This window comes from Marinobacter sp. M3C (genome assembly GCF_023311895.1).
GTDB lineage: Bacteria > Pseudomonadota > Gammaproteobacteria > Pseudomonadales > Oleiphilaceae > Marinobacter.
This window is the reverse complement of the sequence record NZ_CP092284.1, coordinates 1,375,189-1,394,943: the sequence shown is the minus strand read 5'-3', so window position 1 is coordinate 1,394,943 and position 19,755 is coordinate 1,375,189. Positions and strand designations below refer to the sequence as shown.

At 54.4% G+C, this 19,755-nt stretch carries 17 protein-coding genes; 11 read left to right on the top strand and 6 right to left on the bottom strand.

The genetic code is table 11. From position 1 onward, the window contains the following. Positions 1 to 654 (bottom strand): CsiV family protein, encoded by a 654-nt coding sequence (locus MIH18_RS06270; protein WP_249014180.1) that lies wholly within the window; start codon positions 652 to 654, stop codon positions 1 to 3. After that, entirely contained in the window at positions 651 to 4,160 is a 3,510-nt protein-coding gene (mfd, locus tag MIH18_RS06265; protein WP_249014179.1) for a transcription-repair coupling factor, read from the bottom strand. The genes MIH18_RS06270 and mfd overlap by 4 nt, the downstream gene beginning before the upstream one ends. Before the next feature lie 201 nt (positions 4,161 to 4,361). On the opposite strand from mfd, the gene MIH18_RS06260 reads away from it, so the two are divergent. The 10 genes from MIH18_RS06260 to sthA all read left to right on the top strand — a co-directional run bounded on the left by MIH18_RS06260 (position 4,362) and on the right by sthA (position 14,884). Further along, positions 4,362 to 5,831 (top strand): glyceraldehyde-3-phosphate dehydrogenase, encoded by a 1,470-nt coding sequence (locus tag MIH18_RS06260; RefSeq protein ID WP_249008075.1) that lies wholly within the window; start codon positions 4,362 to 4,364, stop codon positions 5,829 to 5,831. A 357-nt stretch (positions 5,832 to 6,188) separates the two neighbouring features. Next, entirely contained in the window at positions 6,189 to 7,535 is a 1,347-nt protein-coding gene (locus MIH18_RS06255) for a Na(+)-translocating NADH-quinone reductase subunit A (RefSeq protein ID WP_249008076.1), read from the top strand. A 3-nt stretch (positions 7,536 to 7,538) separates the two neighbouring features. Beyond that, positions 7,539 to 8,747: an NADH:ubiquinone reductase (Na(+)-transporting) subunit B gene (locus MIH18_RS06250; protein ID WP_249014178.1), complete on the top strand. Its 1,209-nt coding sequence runs from the start codon at positions 7,539 to 7,541 to the stop codon at positions 8,745 to 8,747. Next, complete coding sequence (locus MIH18_RS06245) at positions 8,740 to 9,543, top strand: Na(+)-translocating NADH-quinone reductase subunit C (RefSeq protein WP_249014177.1); 804 nt, start codon at positions 8,740 to 8,742, stop codon at positions 9,541 to 9,543. Before MIH18_RS06250 ends, MIH18_RS06245 begins: the two co-directional genes overlap by 8 nt. A gap of 2 nt (positions 9,544 to 9,545) precedes the next feature. Further along, positions 9,546 to 10,211, top strand: a complete 666-nt coding sequence (locus MIH18_RS06240) for an NADH:ubiquinone reductase (Na(+)-transporting) subunit D (RefSeq protein WP_249008079.1) — start codon at positions 9,546 to 9,548, stop codon at positions 10,209 to 10,211. Continuing rightward, entirely contained in the window at positions 10,211 to 10,819 is a 609-nt protein-coding gene (gene nqrE, locus MIH18_RS06235; RefSeq protein WP_249008080.1) for an NADH:ubiquinone reductase (Na(+)-transporting) subunit E, read from the top strand. The genes MIH18_RS06240 and nqrE overlap by 1 nt, the downstream gene beginning before the upstream one ends. A 37-nt stretch (positions 10,820 to 10,856) precedes the next feature. After that, the gene (nqrF, locus tag MIH18_RS06230) at positions 10,857 to 12,083 is read left to right on the top strand and encodes an NADH:ubiquinone reductase (Na(+)-transporting) subunit F (RefSeq protein ID WP_249008081.1); all 1,227 of its coding nucleotides are present in this window, start codon (positions 10,857 to 10,859) and stop codon (positions 12,081 to 12,083) included. A gap of 10 nt (positions 12,084 to 12,093) precedes the next feature. After that, positions 12,094 to 13,185: an FAD:protein FMN transferase gene (locus MIH18_RS06225; protein ID WP_249014176.1), complete on the top strand. Its 1,092-nt coding sequence runs from the start codon at positions 12,094 to 12,096 to the stop codon at positions 13,183 to 13,185. Positions 13,186 to 13,197: 12 nt separating this feature from the next. After that, entirely contained in the window at positions 13,198 to 13,437 is a 240-nt protein-coding gene (gene nqrM / locus MIH18_RS06220; RefSeq protein WP_249008083.1) for a (Na+)-NQR maturation NqrM, read from the top strand. 55 nt (positions 13,438 to 13,492) lie between these two features. Beyond that, entirely contained in the window at positions 13,493 to 14,884 is a 1,392-nt protein-coding gene (gene sthA, locus MIH18_RS06215; RefSeq protein WP_249014175.1) for a Si-specific NAD(P)(+) transhydrogenase, read from the top strand. Positions 14,885 to 14,889: 5 nt separating this feature from the next. Here the strand turns inward: sthA and MIH18_RS06210 are convergent, their stop codons facing one another. From MIH18_RS06210 to dusA, 4 genes are all read right to left on the bottom strand, one after another. Further along, on the bottom strand, positions 14,890 to 15,687 hold the full coding sequence (locus MIH18_RS06210) for a glycerophosphodiester phosphodiesterase (RefSeq protein WP_249014174.1): 798 nt from the start codon (positions 15,685 to 15,687) through the stop codon (positions 14,890 to 14,892). Further along, positions 15,684 to 16,811 (bottom strand): 3-deoxy-7-phosphoheptulonate synthase, encoded by a 1,128-nt coding sequence (locus MIH18_RS06205; protein WP_249014173.1) that lies wholly within the window; start codon positions 16,809 to 16,811, stop codon positions 15,684 to 15,686. Before MIH18_RS06205 ends, MIH18_RS06210 begins: the two co-directional genes overlap by 4 nt. A gap of 92 nt (positions 16,812 to 16,903) precedes the next feature. Continuing rightward, complete coding sequence (gene tal / locus MIH18_RS06200) at positions 16,904 to 17,872, bottom strand: transaldolase (protein WP_249014172.1); 969 nt, start codon at positions 17,870 to 17,872, stop codon at positions 16,904 to 16,906. Between the two features lie 118 nt (positions 17,873 to 17,990). Further along, positions 17,991 to 19,052 carry a tRNA dihydrouridine(20/20a) synthase DusA gene (dusA, locus tag MIH18_RS06195; RefSeq protein WP_283164850.1) on the bottom strand — a complete coding sequence of 354 codons (1,062 nt, stop codon included), beginning with the start codon at positions 19,050 to 19,052 and terminating at the stop codon, positions 17,991 to 17,993. A 259-nt stretch (positions 19,053 to 19,311) separates the two neighbouring features. Between dusA and MIH18_RS06190 the strand changes: the two genes are divergently transcribed. Further along, on the top strand, positions 19,312 to 19,578 hold the full coding sequence (locus MIH18_RS06190; protein ID WP_249014171.1) for a hypothetical protein: 267 nt from the start codon (positions 19,312 to 19,314) through the stop codon (positions 19,576 to 19,578). Positions 19,579 to 19,755 lie beyond the last annotated feature (177 nt).

Sequence of the window (19,755 nt, the reverse complement as noted above, 5' to 3'; positions counted from 1 at the left end):
TTAGTTCTCGATTTTTGCGAAATAGATCAACACGCCGATGGTAGGGGAGTCCAAAAAATGGATTTCGCTGCTGCGCATGCGGCGGGTTTCGCGAATCCAGGTCAGCAGTTGTGGTTCAGCCTGAGCGCCGGGCTGCGCCGCTGTAGCAGCATCTTGCCAGTGGTTCAGGTGCGCTTCTACATGCAAAAAGCGCTTGCGATCGATTTTTATATAACCTTCCACGTCACGCTGCCTGGCCTGCGGCAACCAGTCGCCAATGGCTACCGCCAGGCGTTCGCCACCGTAGTTCTGCGGAAAATCTTCGAGCCATCCGGCTTTGGCCAGAATGCGGAACCGGCCGCTGTTGGTCAGCCGCGCAGCGGCACTGTCCAGATAAAGGCCGCTGACCTGGTTCAATGAGCTGCGCGGTCCACCGCCCTCAGGTGTTACCCAAAGCGCCTTGTTAATAAGCGGCGTGGGGGTGACAGTCTGCCCGCTCATATTCTCGACCAGATTTTCGGGCGCAATAATGCGTTCCAGAATTACGAATTCCGCGCGATATCGGTCGCTGGCTTGCGCCAGAGGTGCGCCCGCTCCAAGTGTCAAAACAATCAGCACGGCCATCGTAAAAAGTGAGCTCGGGTGTTTACGCAAATCAGTTTCTCCAACAGTCATCTAGGCCGGCCTGAGGATTTGGCCGGTGCCAGTTCATCGAACATAGCGGCAATGCCATCCAGCTTACCACCGGTTGAGGTGTCGTTCAGCCGAAAACGGAAACTGTTGGCGCCTTCCAGGCGGTACTCGCCGGGGTCGGATTGCACTTTCTTAATCAGCGCCAACGGGTCCACGCTGGTGTTGTTGCCAAACTCCAGTCGCGCCCATTCCTTGCCAGCGTCTACTTTAACCACTCCCAGGGCCTCGGCACGCATGCGCAGCGCCGCCTGGAGCATTAGATTTTTAGCCGGTTGTGGCAGCAATCCGAAGCGGTCAATCATTTCCACCTGAAGTTCTTTTAATTGTTCATCATTGGAAACGCTGGCAATGCGTTTATACAACATCAGCCGGTTATGAACGTCTGGCAGGTAATCGTCTGGAATCAGCGCCGGAATGCGCAAATTCATTTCGGTGCCGTGGCTCAATGGCATCTCGGCGTTGGGTATGCGGCCTTCACGAATGGCTTTTACCGCTTCGTCCAGCAGTTGCATGTACAGGGTAAAACCAATGCTCTCGATTTGCCCGCTCTGTTCTTCTCCCAGCAGTTCGCCGGCGCCGCGGATTTCCAGATCTTGGGTGGCCAGCATAAAACCGGCGCCCAAATCCTGGGCTTCAGAAATGGCCTCGAGGCGCTTCTTTGCATCGGAGCTAATGGCTTTCGGTGGTGGCGTGAGCAGGTAAGCGTAGGCTTGATGGTGGGAACGACCCACCCGGCCTCGCAACTGGTGCAGCTGGGCTAGGCCAAATTTGTCTGCGCGCTCGATAATAATGGTGTTGGCGGTGGGCACGTCTATGCCGGTTTCAATGATGGTGGTACACACCAGTACGTTGAAGCGCTTGTGGTAGAAGTCCGTCATGATCTGTTCCAGATCGCGTTCGCGCATCTGGCCGTGGGCCACGCCAACGCGGGCTTCGGGAATCAGTTGGCGCAGATCTGCTGCGGTTTTTTCAATGGTGGTGACATTATTGTGCAGAAAATAGACCTGACCGCCACGCAGGATTTCCCGCAGAATCGCTTCTTTTACCATGGGTTCGTCGCGCTGACGCACAAAGGTTTTTACCGACAGTCGCCGCGCCGGTGGTGTTGCAATGATGGACAGGTCACGCAGGTGGCCCATGGCCATATTCAAGGTGCGGGGAATGGGTGTGGCCGTCAGGTTGAGCATGTCGACTTCAGCCCGCAGCGCCTTTAACTTTTCTTTCTGTTGCACGCCAAAGCGGTGTTCTTCATCAATAATCACCAAGCCCAAATTCTTGAACCGAATGTCGCCTTGCAGCAGTTTGTGGGTGCCAATAACAATATCGGCTTTGCCGTTTTCCATAGCCTCCAGCGCTTTATTGGTCTGGCTGCCGCTGCGGAAGCGGCTGAGCAGCTCTACATTAACAGCGGTATCCGAAAAGCGGTCGCGGAAAGATTCGTAATGTTGCTGCGCCAGCAAAGTCGTGGGCACCAACACCGCCACCTGTTTGCCAGACCAGGTGGCCACAAACGCGGCGCGCATGGCCACTTCGGTTTTGCCAAAGCCCACATCGCCGCAAATCAATCGGTCCATCGGGCGTTCGCTGGTCATGTCTTCCAGCACTGCCATAATAGCCACTTCTTGATCCGGCGTTTCCTCGAACGGGAAGCCCGCTGCAAAGGTGCGGTAGGCTTCCTGCGGGTTCTCGAAGCTGAAGCCTTTGCGGGCTTCGCGGCGGGCGTACACGTCTAAAAGCTCAGCCGCGGTGTCGCGGATTTTCTCCAGAGCTTTTTTCTTGGCGTTGTTCCAGCGATCGGTGCCCAGCTTATGCAGCGGCGCGTGTTCGGTGTCGCTGCCGGCGTAACGTGAAATCAGATGCAGGCTAGACACAGGCACGTACAGCTTGGCGCTGCCGGCGTATTCCAGCATCAGAAATTCGCTGGCTTCACCTTCCACGGTGATGGTTTCCAAACCCTGATAGCGGCCCACGCCGTGGTCAATATGCACCACCGGCGAGCCAATACGCAGTTCCGAAAGGTCACGGTAGCCGTCGTCGTTCAGTTCAGTGGGCTTTTCCCGGCGCCTGCGCTGCAGCACCCGCTCACCGAAGAGAGCCGTTTCGGTGATCAGCGCCAGTTGACGGTCTGGCAGCACCACGCCCTGCTCCATAGGCGCGATGGTAATGCCCAAATTGCATTTCGGGCTATCCAGAAAACTTTGCCAGCCGTCCAGCGCCTGAAGTTGCAGGGATTGTTGGGCCAGGTTGTCGATCAGCGCTTCGCGCCGGCCAGACGATTCGGCACAAATTAGAATGCGCCCGTCGAATTCGGTGATGAACCGTTTCAAGCGCCCGGCAGGGTCTGCTGCGCGCCCGTCCATGGCTATGTCTGGCAGTTCGAGGGCGGCGCAGTTCACGCTGCCGTTGCCGTCGTCGGTGGCTGTGCGTGTGGTTACCCGTGGAAACTGCTTGAGTAGCCCGAACAGCTCGTCCTGCTGCAAAAATAGTTGGGCTGGCGGCATGATTGGCCGCACGCGGTCGTGGCGCCGGTCTTCATAGCGGTTGCGGGTTTCGCTGTCGAACTGCTGTACCGATTCGTTCAGGCCGTCAGCGGTGAACACCCGGGTGCTGGCCGGCAGGTAATCAAAAAGCGTGGCGGTGGCATCAAAAAACAGTGGCAAGTAATATTCGATGCCTGGCGATGTGATGCCCTGGCTGACGTCTTGATACACAGGCGCGCTTTTGTCTGCGTTGGGGAATTGCTCGAACCAGCGCCCGCGAAACGCCGAACGGGCTTGTTTATCCCAAGGGAATTCAAACGCCGGCAGCAGTTCCACCTGCTGGATGCGATCAACCGAGCGCTGGGTGTCTGGATCAAAGGTGCGCAGGGTTTCAATTTCGTTGTCGAACAAATCAATGCGGTAGGGCTGGCTGGCGCCCATAGGGAAAATATCCAGAATGGCGCCGCGCACAGCGTATTCGCCGTGCTCGTAAACGTTGTCGGCATAGCGGTAGCCAGCCGCTTCAAGCTGCAAGCGCCAGCTGTTGATGTCCAGCGTCTGGCCAACTTTCAATAGCAGGGTGTTGCCCTGCAGGTAATTTACCGGCGGCAATCGGTGCATCAGGGTGCGCGCAGGCACGACGAGCACGCCGCGTTGGGTAGAGGGCAGGCGGTGCAGGGTGCGAATACGGCGTGAAATAATATCCTGATGAGGTGAAAACTGGTCGTAAGGCAGAGTTTCCCAGTCTGGCAGTGACAGCAATTCCAGGCCATCGGCGCTTATGGCCGGGCCGTCTTCTTCCGCTGGCAGGCCCAGAAAAAAACGCATTGCCTGTTCTAAGCGGATGGCGTCGGCGGTGCTGCGGGTGATCACCAGGGTTAACCCCTGATGGCTGCGCGCGCTTTCACAAATGGCCAGAGCGTCACTGCTGCCATGTAGCTGACCCCAGACACGATGATCGGCAGGCTTTTTTGGAAACTCCGGGGCAAGCAGGGTAGTGCTAGTCATGTTGGAAAATGTGCCTTTTTCGAATTCGAGAGCCGGTAAATAAGCTGGCCATTCTACCGCTGCAGTGCATGAGGGGTCGAGTGGCTGCAAAAACGGGCGTTGGATTTGCCGTAGGCGGCGTTAAATTGGATAATACCTCACCCGATTTTTTCCATGTTTACTTTGCATGCCCAAAACGTTTCTATCCAGAGGTCTTAAACCGTGAGCCACGAACAGATCCACCAGCACCTGTCGAACTGGACAGAGCGCGAATCTACCGCCGAAGCCATGATCCCGCTAATTGGACGCCTGTACCGACGTAACAACGTGGTCACGTCGGTTTACGGCCGCTCGGTGATTAATCAGTCAGTGATTGACATCATTCGCGCCCACCGTTACGTGCGGCAGGTAGAAGACAGCGAGTTGTCGGTACACGACACCCTGCCCATTCTTCAGGCGATGGACGCTATGGAACTGGGGCGTGGCCACGTAGATATCGGTAAACTGGCGGTTAAATTCCGTGCTATTGGTGGCGATCTGAACGAGTTTCTTACCCAGGAAATCGGATCCATCGCAGGTTTGTACGCTTCCCAGTCGGAAGAAGATGCCCAAAACGACACCAAAGACATAGTGCTTTACGGTTTTGGCCGTATCGGCCGCTTGCTGGCCCGTATTCTGATTGAAAAAGCCGGCGGCGGTAACAACCTGCGTCTGCGCGCCATTGTTGTGCGCCATGGTGGTGCCGACAACGATCTGGAAAAGCGTGCCAGCCTGTTGCGTCGCGACTCCGTGCACGGCCCCTTTAATGGCACTATTCGTGTTGACGCGGAAAACTCCGCGCTGATCGCCAACGGCAACTTCATCAAGGTAATTTATTCCGCCGGGCCAGATCAGGTGGACTACACCCAGTACGGCATCAACAATGCCATTGTGATTGATAACACTGGCATGTGGCGCGATGAAGAAGGTTTGGGCTTGCACTTGAAATCCAAAGGCGTCAGCCGCGTCATGCTGACCGCGCCGGGCAAAGGTGACATCAAGAACATTGTTTTCGGGATCAATAACGACTGGATTACTGACGACGACAAAATTCTGTCGGCCGCCTCTTGCACCACCAACGCCATTACCCCGGTGTTGAAGGCGATCTACGACGAATACGGCATTGAAGATGGCCACGTAGAAACGGTGCACTCTTACACCAACGACCAGAACCTGATCGACAACTACCACAAAGGCAGTCGCCGTGGCCGCAGTGCGCCGCTGAACATGGTCATTACCGAGACCGGCGCCGCCAAGGCGGTGTCAAAGGCGCTGCCAGAACTGAAAGGCAAGCTGACGGGTAATGCCATTCGCGTGCCCACGCCGAACGTTTCCATGGCGATTCTGAACTTGAACTTGAAAACAGAGGTGGATGTAGAAAGTGTTAACGAATACCTGCGTGATATAGCACTGCACTCCGAACTGCAAAAGCAGATTGACTATGTAAACTCCACAGAAGTGGTGTCGACCGATTTTGTTGGCTCGCGCCACGCCGGTATTGTGGACGCTCAAGCAACGATTGCTGCCGGTAAGCGCCTGATTCTGTACGTTTGGTACGACAACGAATTCGGCTACAGCGCACAGGTTATAAGGGTTGTTAGCCAGATGGCCGGCATCAACTATCCTATTTTCCCCAAGCGCGTTCGCGGCTGAGTTGGTCGTGCTGGCTCTAAGGTAATTGCCTGATGAGTGAAAAAAAGCCCCTTCAGTTTTGGCTGTCGGGGCTTTTTTTCGGCACGGCACAAACACACCCACTTCACCTTAAGCAACAAACTGGTGGGCCTTTGCGGTGGAAATGCGGGCCCCGACTCTCTATAATTAGCGCGATTTTGGATATGTCTGACGCCCGCTTCTTACCCTTCCTCTGCCACCGGTCTGTGCTCGCGTAACGCTAACCGCTTTACGGCAAGCCACTCAACACCACACCGGTGTGGTATGTGCAGGGAGTTCGAGGTAATGCGTCTGGCGTGGTAAATACATCGAATAGTTTCTGATGATTGGATGAGGCTAATGATAAAGATCACAAAAGGCCTGGATCTTCCCATCAGCGGCGCCCCCGAACAGACCATCACCGACGGCAAACCGATTCGCCACGTGGCACTTGTCGGCTTTGACTATAACGGCATGAAGCCGACGATGGTTGTGAAGGAAGGAGATCGCGTTAAACGCGGCACGCTGCTGTTTATGGACAAGAAGACCGAAGGCGTTCGTTACACCTCACCGGCAGCGGGCGTGGTGAAAGAGATCAACCGTGGTGACCGTCGGGTTTTCCAGTCGATTGTCATCGAAATTGATGGCAACGAGGCGGAAATCTTCGCGCGTTACAACGAAGCCGATATCGCGGGCCTGGAGCGCCAGCAGGTTGTTGATAACCTGATCGAATCCGGGTTGTGGGCGACGCTGGTAACGCGTCCGTACAGCAAAGTGCCGGCTATTGACTCTGCGCCTCATTCAATCTTCGTGTCGGTGATGGATACCAACCCGCTGGCCGCAGACCCTACCATCATCATTGCCGAAAACAGCAAGGCCTTTGAAAATGGCCTGAGCATTATTGCCAAACTGACCACCGGCAAGGTGTTTGTAACAGGTAAGCCGGGCTCAAACGTGGCAGTGCCCAAATCTGATGCTATTGAAGTCAATCAGTGTGACGGTGTTCACCCTGCCGGTAACGTAGGCACCCATATTCATTACCTGGACCCGGTATCGCTCAGCAAAACTGTGTGGTCTGTGAATTACCAGGACGTGATTGATATTGGCAAGCTGTTCGTCACCGGTGAACTTCCGATTGAGCGTATTGTCTCAATTGGCGGTCCAAAAGCTCTGAAGCCTCGCTTGGTTCGTACACGTTTAGGAGCCAGTCTGGTTGAGTTGTTGGATGGCGAAACCGAAACCGACTGCGAACTGCGTCCGATATCGGGCTCAGTGTTTGGCGGCCGACGGGCCGAAGGCACCTGCGCCTACTTAGGGCGCTTCGCCAATCAGGTGTCGGTGCTGGCTGAAGGCAATAGCAGGCACTTCATGGCCTACCTGTCGCCGGGTGTGAATAAATTCTCGACGCTAAACATCTACCTGTCAAAACTGACCGGTGGCAAACGATTCAACTTCAATACCAGCACCAACGGCAGCGAGCGAGCGATGGTTCCAGTGGGCGCTTACGAGCGCGTCATGCCGTTGGACATATTGCCAACCCAGCTGTTGCGGGCGTTAATTGTCGGTGACACGGAAATGGCCCAGAAACTGGGCGCGCTGGAACTGGATGAAGAAGATCTGGCTCTGTGCACCTTCGTGTGTCCGGGTAAATATGAATACGGGCCAATTCTCCGAGAGAACCTGACCCGCATCGAGATCGAGGGCTAAGTTATGGCTATCCGACAGTTTCTCGACGGAATAGAGCACCATTTTGAAAAAGGCGGTCGTCACGAGCGTTGGTACGCGCTCTACGAAGCGGTAGACACCATTTTCTACTCGCCCAGTTCGGTCACCAAATCCACCTCTCACGTGCGTGATGGCATTGACCTGAAACGCATCATGATCACAGTGTGGCTATGCACCTTTCCGGCCATGTTTTTCGGTATGTGGAACATCGGTTTTCAGGCCAACAGCTACCTGGCCACCAACCCGGAGGCTTTGATCGGAGACGGCGGTTTGCGCACGGCGTTTATTAACGCTTTGGCGGTAACCGGCGCGGGTGCTGGCTTGCTGGATAATTTCATCTACGGTATGGCCTATTTTATTCCCATCTACGCGGTGACCTTTATTGTCGGCGGGTTCTGGGAAGTGATGTTTGCCACCGTGCGTCGCCATGAAATCAACGAGGGCTTTTTCGTAACCTCGATTTTGTTTGCGCTGATTTGCCCGCCTACCGTGCCTTTGTGGCAAGTGGCTTTGGGCATTACCTTCGGTATCGTGATCGGTAAAGAAGTGTTTGGCGGAACTGGCAAAAACTTCCTCAACCCAGCGCTGACCGGCCGTGCTTTCTTGTACTTCGCCTACCCCGCGCAGATCTCCGGTGACACGGTATGGACAGCGGTCGACGGTTTTAGCGGCGCGACATCCCTGAGCTGGGCTGCTAGCGGCGGTGTTGAAGCTCTGGAAAGCCAGATTGGTTGGGCGAACGCATTCATTGGGACCATTCAGGGCTCTATGGGTGAAACCTCAACCCTGGCTGTGCTGGCAGGTGGCGCTGTGCTGCTGATCATGAAAATAGCCTCTTATCGCATTGTTGGGGGCGTATTGCTGGGCATGATTGCCACTTCGTTGCTAATGAATGTGGTGGGGTCAGAAACGAATCCCATGTTTGCCGTGCCGGCACACTGGCACTTGGTGATTGGTGGGTTTGCCTTTGGTATGATGTTTATGGCGACAGATCCGGTATCGTCTGCCATGACCCACACCGGCCGCTGGTGCTTCGGCATTTTGGTGGGCGTGATGACCGTTCTGATACGTGTCGTAAACCCGGCCTTTCCCGAAGGCATCATGCTGGCGATTCTGTTCGCCAACCTGTTTGCCCCGCTGATGGACCACTACGTTGTTCAGGCCAATGTTAAACGGAGGCTCGCTCGTGGCTAAAGCTAAAGAAACAGTCGCCAGAACATTAATGGTCGCTTTGGTACTGAGTATTGTGTTTTCAGTTATCGTGTCGACTGCTGCAGTAATGCTGCGCCCGGCTCAGATCAAAAATCAGAACCTGGACATCAAAACCAACATTTTGGCGGCCTCGGGCATGTTGCCGCAAGCTGCCAGTGCCGAGCAGATCGAAGATATCTTCACCCGCTTTGACGTTCGCCTGGTAGATTTGGATTCTGGCGCTTTTGTTGAGCCTGCATCGGTCAATGTTCAAGACCCGATGAAGTACGACATGTACAAAGCCGCGTCGAACCCCGATATGTCCACCAATATTCCTTCCAAGGAAGACCTGGCGGGCATCAAGCGTCGTCCTAATGTAGCCAAGGTGTATCTGTTGCGCGAAGGCGACGAGGTGAAGCGCGTTGTACTGCCGATTCACGGTTATGGTTTGTGGTCTACTTTGTATGGGTTCGTATCCCTTGAGGGCGACTTGAATACCATCGAAGGCTTGGGCTTTTACGCCCACGCGGAAACACCAGGCCTGGGTGGCGAGGTGGATAACCCGCGCTGGAAGTCGCAGTGGGTAGGCAAGCAGGTTTACGACGAAGACAAAACCGAGCCGCAGATTCGCCTGGTAAAAGGCGGAGTTGATGCCAATACCGCGAACAAGCAACACAAAGTGGACGCGCTTTCCGGTGCCACCTTGACCAGTCGCGGTGTGGAGCATCTTGTAAATTATTGGATGGGTGATCGTGGCTACGCGGCGTTCCTCAAGAAACTTCGTGAAGGGGAGGTCTGATCATGTCCGAAATGACCGCGAAACAGGTTCTGTTTGAACCGATTTTCAGCAACAACCCGATTGGGTTGCAGATTTTGGGTATCTGTTCAGCGTTGGCGGTAACCACCAGCATGAACGTCACCATTGTTATGTGTCTTTCCGTTACTGCGGTAACTGCGTTTTCCAACCTGGCGGTATCGCTGGTGCGGGCGAAGATTCCGAACAGTATTCGCATCATCGCCCAGATGACCATTATTGCTTCTCTGGTTATCGTGGTGGATCAGTTGCTAAAGGCATACGCCTATGAAGTTTCGAAGCAGCTGTCGGTATTCGTTGGTCTGATTATTACCAACTGTATCGTTATGGGTCGCGCTGAAGGTTTCGCCATGAAGAATGGCCCCTGGCTGAGCTTTCTTGACGGCATCGGTAACGGCATGGGCTACTCGGTGATGTTGCTGTTCGTCGCCTTCTTCCGTGAGTTGCTGGGTGCCGGTTCGCTATTTGGCGTTACCCTGATGGTGCCTGTCAGCCAGGGCGGATGGTACGTCCCCAACGGGCTGCTGCTGTTGCCGCCCAGCGCGTTCTTTATTATCGGCCTGGCCATCTGGGCCTTGCGTGCCTGGAAACCAGAACAGGTGGAGGAGGCAGACTACAAAATGTCACGCCACACCCATAAGGAGGCCTTCTGATGGAACATTACATCAGCCTGCTGATTAAGGCCGTTTTCGTTGAAAACATGGCTCTGGCCTTCTTCCTGGGTATGTGCACCTTCCTGGCGATCTCCAAGAAAATTGAAGCCGCAACCGGTCTGGGTATTGCCGTTGTGGTGGTTCTAACCCTTACCGTGCCGGTGAACAACCTGATTTACAACAACATCCTGCGTGAAGGTGCGTTGTCTTGGGCCGGATTGCCCAACACAGACCTGAGCTTTTTGGGATTGATTACGTACATTGGTGTAATCGCAGCGATTGTGCAGATCATGGAAATGGTTTTGGACAAGTACATACCTGCGCTATACGCCGCACTTGGGGTGTTTTTGCCGCTTATTACCGTGAACTGCGCCATTTTGGGTGCAGCCCTTTTCATGGTAGAGCGCGACTACACCTTCAGTGAGAGTGTGGTGTACGGTTTCGGCGCCGGCGTAGGTTGGGCACTGGCGATTGTGGCTTTGGCCGGCATTCGGGAAAAACTCAAGTACAGCGATGTACCGGAAGGCCTGCGTGGCTTGGGCATAACCTTTATTACCGTGGGTTTGATGTCATTGGGCTTTATGTCTTTCTCCGGCATTTCCCTGTAATTCACCCGGTGATTCGGATAAACGAAAAGGCGAGACCATGAATACAGAAATTATTCTCGGCGTAGTCATGTTCACCGTGATTGTCTTGGCGCTGGTTGCGATTATTCTCGCGGCCCGCTCCAAGCTTGTCAGTACCGGTGATGTGACCATCGAAATTAACGACGACCCCGAGCACACGGTGCAAACCGAAGCCGGCGGTAAGCTACTGAACACACTGGCCGGCAGCGGTATTTTCCTGTCGTCTGCCTGTGGTGGCGGCGGCACCTGCGCCCAGTGTAAGTGCAAGGTTTTTGAAGGCGGCGGTGCGATGCTGCCCACCGAAAAAACCCACTTCACTAACCGGGAAGAAAAAGAAGGCTGGCGCCTGTCGTGCCAGGTTCCGGTAAAGCAGGACATGAAAATTGAAGTGCCGGAAGAGTTCTTCGGTGTTAAGAAGTGGGAATGCGAAGTGGTGAGCAACCACAACCAGGCCACCTTCATCAAAGAATTGATTCTGAAGTTGCCAGAGGGTGAAGAAGTTGCCTTTCGTGCTGGCGGTTATGTACAGCTGGAATGCCCGGCGTACGAAATCGACTTCAAGGAATTTGCGATTGAAGAAGAGTTCCGTGAAGATTGGAACAAGCACGATATTTGGCGCTACAAGGCCATCAACAAGGAGGATACGATCCGTGCTTACTCCATGGCCAACTACCCGGAAGAGAAGGGCGTGCTGAAGTTTAACATCCGTATCGCCACGCCACCTCCGGGCACCGACCACAACCCGGGAATCATGTCGAGTTTTGTGTTTGATTTGAAACCAGGGGACAAGATGACCGTGATGGGTCCGTTTGGTGAGTTCTTCGCCAAGAAGACCGATGCGGAAATGGTGTTTGTGGGCGGCGGTGCCGGTATGGCGCCCATGCGTTCCCACATCTTTGATCAGCTCAAACGGCTGAACTCCAAGCGCAAGATCAGCTTCTGGTATGGCGCACGTAGCGTACGGGAAATGTTCTACGTCGAAGACTTTGACGGTCTGGCCAAAGAAAACGATAACTTTGAGTGGCACGTGGCTTTGTCTGACCCCCAGCCAAACGACGACTGGAATGGTGACACCGGATTTATCCACAATGTGCTGTTTGAAAACTATCTGAAAGATCACCCGGCACCCGAAGACTGCGAGTTTTACATGTGCGGGCCGCCCATCATGAACGCATCGGTTATCAAGATGCTGAAAGATCTGGGCGTAGAAGATGAAAACATCATGTTGGATGACTTCGGAGGCTAGTAAAATACCGATGTTATTCAACATGGTTAAACCCGCCCGGGCGGTCATGATCAGTGTGTTTTTTGCACTGGTTGTGGCGGCCTTGGCGGGTTGTTCGTTTAAGCCGGAACAACAGATCTGGGAAATCTCCGGGCCGATCTTTGGCACCCGTTACCACATCAGCGTGGTGATGGAAGAGGACCAGCCCAGGCTTCAGGAGCTTGCCGGCGGTATTGAACAGGCTCTGGAGAGCGTAGACGCAGCCATGTCGACCTGGCGCGAGGATTCAGAACTGTCACGCTTTAATACGCTGCCAGACCAGTCCGATTGGACCGCGTTGTCAGCCCCTTTGTATACCGTGCTGCTGGAAGCGGAAACGGTGTCAGCGCTCACTGACGGCGCCTTTGATATCACTATAGGCCCTGTGGTCAATCTGTGGGGGTTTGGCCCGAATGCGCGGCCAGAAAAAATGCCAGACGAGGCCACGTTGGCCAGAATATTAGCGCGTACCGGTCATGAAAAAATCGAGCTGCGCGACCAGCCCCCCGGCATACGTACCAGTGAAGCGCAGTATCTGGATTTAAGTGCTATTGCCAAAGGCTACGGCGTTGACGAAGTCGCCCGCTATTTGGCAGCAGAAGGCATTAGCGGTTATTTGGTCGAAATCGGCGGTGAAGTCAGTGTTGGAGGGCTCAAGCCCGATGGTTCGGCCTGGCGCTTGGCCATCGAAACACCCGGAGATGCCGCAGAGCAGGTGAATCGCATAGTCGCGTTGGGTGGAGTGGTGGACGGAGCCTTAGCTGTGGACAGTTTCCGGAATGATCGTGCCCTGGCTACTTCCGGCGACTATCGTAACTATTACGAATTTGACGGACAGCGTTACTCCCATACACTGGACCCGGAAACCGGTAAACCGATTACCCACAACCTGGCGTCGGTCACAGTGATTGCGGAAAACTGTATGCGCGCTGACGCTCTGGCTACCGGTTTTAATGTCATGGGATTCGAAGATGCCATGGCGTTGGCGGTCCGCGAGAATATACCGGCTTATTTTATAGTGCGCGGTGAGGCGGGGTTTGAAACCCACTACACACCGGCATTTTCATCCTTTATAACCCAGTAGCGGGAGAACAGCATGGGTACTTTTTTTCTGGTGTTTTTTATTGTGATTCTGCTGGTAGCGGGCATGTCGGTGGGCGTTATTTTTGGCCGCAAACCGATCAGCGGTACCTGCGGTGGCATTGGCGCACTGGGCATCAGCTCCTCTTGTGATATATGCGGCGGCAACACCCAGAAATGTGAAGAAAACACCGAACGCGTTGGGGGCGAAGCAGATAGCAGTCTGGGCTCCGATGCCACTCGTCCTAAAAGCTGAGCGAAAACAGACAATAACGTATAATTTGCGACCCAGATAAGGAGTTACTGCGGGTATGCCAGAGCATCATTACGACGTAGTGGTTATCGGCGCCGGACCGTCCGGCGAAGGCGCTGCGATGAACGCAACGAAAAACGGCAAGCGCGTAGCCATTGTTGAAGATAAAACCACCGTAGGCGGCAACTGTACCCACTGGGGTACCATTCCGTCGAAAGCCCTGCGCCACTCGGTCAAGCAGATCATTACCTTTAACACCAACCAAATGTTCCGCGACATCGGCGAACCACGCTGGTTCTCGTTTCCGCGTGTTTTGCAGAATGCTCAAAAAGTGATCGGCACGCAGGTTAAACAGCGCACTCAATTTTATTCCCGCAACCGTATTGACTTGATCAACGGCAGCGCCTCGTTTGTTGATGCAAACCAGTTGGAAGTACGCGGCAGCAAAGGCGTGGAAATCCTGCACTTCAAGCAAGCAATTATTGCTTCGGGCTCGCGCCCTTATTTACCGCCGGATTTGAACTTTCGTCATCACCGTATTTACAACTCAGACACCGTTCTGAGCCTATCCCACACGCCGCGGACCTTGATTATTTATGGCGCAGGGGTGATTGGTTCGGAGTACGCCTCTATCTTCGCCGGGCTTGGCGTGAAAGTGGATTTAATCAACCCGGGCAGCCGCTTGCTGCAATTCCTGGATGACGATATTTCCGACGCCCTGAGTTACCACCTGCGCAACAATGGCGTTCTGGTGCGGCACAATGAAGAATACGAGTCCGTAGACGGTGACGACAGCGGCGTGGTGTTGTCTCTTAAATCTGGCAAGAAAATTCGGGCGGATGCGTTCCTATGGTGTAACGGTCGCACCGGTAACACCGACAAGCTGGCGTTGGAAAATATTGGCTTGCAGGCGAATAGCCGCGGCCAACTGGCGGTAGACGACCATTACCGCACCGAGGTAGAGAACATCTATGCTGTCGGCGATGTTATTGGCTGGCCCAGCCTGGCCAGTGCCGCCTATGACCAGGGCCGGTCTGCCTCCTCTGACATTGTCCAAGACGACTACTTCCGCTTTGTGTCAGACGTGCCTACCGGTATTTATACCATTCCGGAAATCAGTTCGGTGGGTAAAACCGAGCGCGAACTGACCGAAGCAAAAGTGCCCTACGAACTGGGCCAGGCGTTCTTCAAGGACTTGGCACGGGCGCAGATTACCGGGGAGGCGGTGGGCATGTTGAAAATTCTGTTTCACCGTGAAACCCGTGAAATTTTGGGTATTCACTGTTTTGGTGACCAAGCTGCAGAAATTATTCACATCGGCCAGGCCATCATGAATCAGAAAGGTGAAGCAAACTCTCTAAACTACTTTATCAATACCACCTTCAACTACCCGACCATGGCAGAAGCCTATCGGGTAGCAGCACTGAACGGACTGAACCGGATTTTCTAGCGGTTTTAGTGAGTGCCCGCCGCCTGCTGAGTGCCCGTCACAGTGACACTACTGTTGTCGGGCAGAGCCCGCCGGTAACGGCTACGATTGTCAAAGTAGGTCATGGTGCTGGTCGGGTAGTCGGTAATAATGCTGTCTACCCCCATTTTTTCCAGTTCCAGCATGTCGAAAATGCGGTTTACCGTCCACGCCGATACGTGCATACCTTTGCGGTGGGCATGCTCCACCAGCTCCTTGCTGAGCAACTTCCAGTTGATGCACAAGTATTCCACTTCCAGACGGCTGGCAATGGTCATCGGCCGCGGAAACTTGCGCTCCGCCACCAGCCCCAACCGAATATTGCGATTACGCCGGCGAATTTCCTTCAAAAAATGAACATCAGACGAAGTTACGGCCACTTTGTCATAAAGCCGTCGTGCCTGAATGATTTCCGTTAGCCGGTTGCTGAGCACATTCATGCGCGGGGATTTATCGCTTTTTACTTCCAGCTGTAAGTGTTCAAGATCGTCAAACTGATTCAGCAACTGATCCAGGCTGGGGATGCCTACCGGGCTCGGCCAGGAACTGACGTTACGGCGGGCGTCCATACCGGTCAGTTCTGCCAGAGTGTAATCGCTGACATTACCTTTAAACGTGGTTGTACGATTCACCGTTAAATCGTGTACCAGCACGGGAATGCCGTCTTTCGACAGCACCAGATCCAGCTCAAAATGGCGTATGCCCTGGCGATAGGCATGCGCAAAGCCTTCCAGAGTGTTTTCCGGAGCCTCACCTTTGGCACCGCGGTGTCCGTATACAATCATTTGGCCAGCGAATCCTTAACAGTCTTATAAATTGCCTGGCGTTTTTTCCAGGTGTCGTGGCACAGGCGGATGTCTTCCAGATACGCCGGCAATTCGTTCATCAACAGCGCCTGAGGACCGTCTACCAGAGCTTTCTCCGGCTTCGGATGGAAATCTACCAACACCATGTTGGCGCCAGCTACAACACCCTGTGCGGTGGCGTGCATCACTTCCAGAATGCCGTCCGGCGCGCGGTCACGGCTGCCCACAGAGTGGGACGGGTCAATGCACACCGGCATGCGGGTCAAGCGTTTTACCGTGGGTACGTGGGCGAAATCTACCATGTTGCGGTGGGGCTGGCCCGCTTCGGTTTTCATACCGCGTAGGCAGAAAATGACGTTAGCATTGCCTTCCGACGCCAGGTATTCCGCCGCGTTCAAAGACTCGTTCAAGGTAATGCCGAAGCCACGCTTAAGCAGCGCCGGGTAGGTGCTCTGGCGACCAATGGCCTTCAGAAGCTCAAAGTTCTGGGTGTTGCGGGTGCCAATTTGCAGCATGACGCCGGTAGGGCGCCCCAGCTTTTCCAGACAGTTATCAATTTCTTCAATGTGGCTTTCATGGGTAATTTCCATGGCCACCACCTTAATACCGTGCTTGCCGGCTTTTTCAAACACCCAGGGCAAGCAGCCCTTGCCGTGGCCCTGAAACGAATAGGGGTTGGTGCGCGGCTTATACGCACCCATGCGGGTACACACTTCGCCGTGCTGTTCCAGCGCCTGCATCATTTGCTCGACGTGTTCGGGCACATCCACCGCACACAGGCCAGCAAAAATATTCAGGTTAGACTGGTTGAATTCCACGCCGTTGTAGGTAAAGCCGTTTTGACGATTGTTGTCTTTATGGCGTCCCAGAATTCGGTAATCTTCGGAAATGCGGATAGCCCGTTCGACCGCCGGCAGCGCTTCTATGTCTTCTTTGTTAAGGCCCTTGGTGTTGCCCAGCAAATACACTTCGGTTAACCGCTGTGTGGCACCTTGAATTTCGTGGACGCGTACTGAAACGCCTGGTAAATTTTCCAGGAAATTCAACGTGATGCGATAAGCCTCGCTGTCCATTGGTGTGTCAGGATGAAGAATGGCTAGCATGGTGTGTCCTCAAGGTTTATTGCGCAGCTTCCGCGCGGTGCCGAGCCTGTATGTATTCCGGGTTATTAAAGGGCCTGCTCGAATTCAAGAGCTTAGGCGATGGCTTCAGCCCGTTGGCGTATCCGCGCTTCCAGTTTTAGCTGGTCGGCGGCAAAGAGCCGAATGCCGTCTGCCAGCTTTTCGGTCGCCATGGCATCGTTGTTTGAATCCCAGCGGAACTGCTTTTCATCCATGTGGCTGCGCTTGTCTTTGGAGCGGGCACCTTCCGGGCTCAGTTTGCATTCAAGTAAACCCGTTTCGTTCTGGAGCGCCTGCATCAGCGCCGGGCTTATGGTCAGCCGGTCACAGCCGGCCAACATTTCAATTTGCCCGACGTTGCGGAAACTGGCGCCCATCACCGCGGTGTTGAAATCGTTGGTTTTGTAGTAATTGTAGATACGCGCCACCGACAGCACGCCTGGGTCTTCACTGGCTGGAAAACTGTCGCGACCGCTGTTTGCCAGATGCCAGTCCATAATACGGCCAACAAACGGTGAAATCAGTGCCACCCCGGCCTGTGCACAGGCAACGGCCTGGGCGAACGAGAACAGCAGAGTAAGGTTGCAGCGAATGCCTTCTTTTTCCAGCTGCTCGGCGGCTTTGATGCCTTCCCAAGTGGCGGCAATCTTGATCAGCACGCGCTGGGTATCTATACCCTGTTGGTCATAAAGCTCTACCATCCGCCTTGCGCGCGACAGTGTACCGATGGTGTCAAACGACAGGCGGGCGTCTACCTCGGTAGACACCACGCCAGGAATCAGCCGCAGAATTTCGCCGCCAGCCAACACCGCCAGAATATCGGTAGCCAGACCAAGTCGGCCCGAACTTGCGCCGGCCTGGCGTTTTGCCGCGGCAATGGCCTTGTCGACCATCGGCTGGTAAGCGTCAGACTCAACGGCCTTGAGCAGAAGTGACGGGTTGGTGGTGGCATCTTGCGGGCGCCAGGCGGCAATGGCATCCAGATCGCCGGTGTCAGCCACGACGGTGGTCATGGTTCTCAGTTGCTCAAGCTTGTTGCTCATTCGCGCTGATGTCCTGCTACGTCGGTTATGTTGGTATTAAAAAAGTACGAATCACTACAGTAACGGGCCACCGCAGGCCGAACAAGACAACCAAAGGTTATTCAGCCATTAAATGGCATTACGCTTCGGTAAATACAGTGGCAATTCCCGTTTGTGGAACCTTGGCCAGGGCCTCGCGCAAAACATCTAGCCCGGCGCCCGGTTTGTGAGCATTTTCGCTGATGTAACGGCGGAATTGGCGCCCACCCGGAACACCATGGAACAATCCGAGCATGTGTCTTGAAATATGGCCCAGATACACACCGCGCGCCAGTTCTTGTTCAATAAACGGATACATGGCTTCCAGAGTGTCATGGCGGCTAACAGTCTTTTCCGGCTCGCCGAAAAACTCGCTGTCTACCTGCGTCAGAATCCACGGGTTATGGTACGCCTCGCGGCCCAGCATAACGCCATCGGTATGGGCCAGATGCTGGTGGCATTCATCCACGGTTTTTATGCCACCGTTAATGATGATTTTCAGCTGCGGATACTTGGCTTTCAAGTAATACACCCAATCGTACTTCAGCGGCGGCACATCGCGGTTTTCTTTCGGGCTCAGCCCTTCCAGAACCGCGATACGGGCGTGAACAATAAAGGTTTTACAGCCCGCGGCTGCCACCGTTTCAATAAAGCCGCACAGCTCATCCCAAGACTCGCGGCCATTAATACCAATGCGGTGTTTCACCGTGACCGGAATGTCCGTAGCCGCCTGCATTGCCTTAAAGCCTTCAGCTACAAGTTCCGGATGGCCCATCAGGCAGGCGCCGATCATATTGTTCTGCACCCTGTCACTGGGGCAGCCCACATTCAGATTGACCTCGCTAAACCCGAACTGCTGCGCCAGGCCCGCACAATGCGCCAGTTCGCCGGCATTGCTGCCACCTAACTGCAACGCCAGCGGATATTCTGCCGCGTTGTGGTGCAAAAAACGCTCGGTATCGCCGTGGATCAAAGCACCGGTCGTGACCATTTCGGTGTACAGCAGTGCGTGCGTGCTGAGCTGGCGCGCCATGTAACGATAATGCGGGGTTGTCCATTCCATCATCGGGGCCACGCAGAAGCGACGGGATGGCTCAGGCCCGGTGTTTGCAGGCGTTGCGGAGAAATTAGTCCGGTTTTCTGAAGGTGCGTTGGTAATCATTAAATACTCAATTCTGACCGTTTTACGGATTCCGAATGCGTGGCGCGAATGGCTTCTTTCAAGCGCCAATTCTATCAGGAAAACCCTTTCATCTGGCTATTGGCGGCGTATCGAGCCATGAATATTAGCCGCTGGACATGTAACCCCGCCAACAAGGGAGTGTAAAAAATCACTACTTATTTACGTTTGTGGCGCTGTGGCGACATGGCTTGTCGTAGCTAGGCGCTACAGTACGTTTAACAATTGTGGAGGCCTGCCTATGCTGCTGTGGAGCGAGCTTATCAACGAAGCCCGCGAGGTGGACCAAGACATTACTGCGTCTAATGACGATCTGAAGCTGCTACAGATCTATCGCTGTCGGCTTTACCTCACCTCGGGATACGAACATACCCTAAGCCTTTTCAATACCGAACAAAGCCTGACGTTTCTGGGCATTAAACCGCCAGAAGATGCCGATGCGCTGAGCATCCACAAGTTCAACCAGTACTCAGGGAACTTGAAATCAAAGAGTTCACGGTGCGCCTGAACGCCTCAGGGCAGAGCAGATTCAGCAAACGGATGGGGTGATTGGGCAGGCTATGGGGTTTGTGCAGTGAGATGGGCTGGGGCGTACCCAGTGTAGGATTTGCAGGCGTGTCTTTGAAATTAACCAAAGGCTTGGAAGATGGGTATAGATCAAGCAGAATTCGTTTCACTAGAAGAA

What these genes read in the sequence shown, in the direction of transcription:
- dusA (WP_283164850.1), bottom strand. Translation starts at nt 19,052, where the DNA reads ATGATTACCAACGCACCTTCAGAAAACCGGACTAATTTCTCCGCAACG.
- MIH18_RS06255 (WP_249008076.1), top strand. Translation starts at nt 6,189, where the DNA reads ATGATAAAGATCACAAAAGGCCTGGATCTTCCCATCAGCGGCGCCCCC.
- nqrM (WP_249008083.1), top strand. Translation starts at nt 13,198, where the DNA reads ATGGGTACTTTTTTTCTGGTGTTTTTTATTGTGATTCTGCTGGTAGCG.
- MIH18_RS06210 (WP_249014174.1), bottom strand. Translation starts at nt 15,687, where the DNA reads ATGATTGTATACGGACACCGCGGTGCCAAAGGTGAGGCTCCGGAAAAC.
- MIH18_RS06240 (WP_249008079.1), top strand. Translation starts at nt 9,546, where the DNA reads ATGTCCGAAATGACCGCGAAACAGGTTCTGTTTGAACCGATTTTCAGC.
- tal (WP_249014172.1), bottom strand. Translation starts at nt 17,872, where the DNA reads ATGAGCAACAAGCTTGAGCAACTGAGAACCATGACCACCGTCGTGGCT.
- nqrE (WP_249008080.1), top strand. Translation starts at nt 10,211, where the DNA reads ATGGAACATTACATCAGCCTGCTGATTAAGGCCGTTTTCGTTGAAAAC.
- MIH18_RS06225 (WP_249014176.1), top strand. Translation starts at nt 12,094, where the DNA reads ATGTTATTCAACATGGTTAAACCCGCCCGGGCGGTCATGATCAGTGTG.
- MIH18_RS06270 (WP_249014180.1), bottom strand. Translation starts at nt 654, where the DNA reads ATGACTGTTGGAGAAACTGATTTGCGTAAACACCCGAGCTCACTTTTT.
- MIH18_RS06190 (WP_249014171.1), top strand. Translation starts at nt 19,312, where the DNA reads ATGCTGCTGTGGAGCGAGCTTATCAACGAAGCCCGCGAGGTGGACCAA.
- nqrF (WP_249008081.1), top strand. Translation starts at nt 10,857, where the DNA reads ATGAATACAGAAATTATTCTCGGCGTAGTCATGTTCACCGTGATTGTC.
- MIH18_RS06205 (WP_249014173.1), bottom strand. Translation starts at nt 16,811, where the DNA reads ATGCTAGCCATTCTTCATCCTGACACACCAATGGACAGCGAGGCTTAT.
- sthA (WP_249014175.1), top strand. Translation starts at nt 13,493, where the DNA reads ATGCCAGAGCATCATTACGACGTAGTGGTTATCGGCGCCGGACCGTCC.
- mfd (WP_249014179.1), bottom strand. Translation starts at nt 4,160, where the DNA reads ATGACTAGCACTACCCTGCTTGCCCCGGAGTTTCCAAAAAAGCCTGCC.
- MIH18_RS06250 (WP_249014178.1), top strand. Translation starts at nt 7,539, where the DNA reads ATGGCTATCCGACAGTTTCTCGACGGAATAGAGCACCATTTTGAAAAA.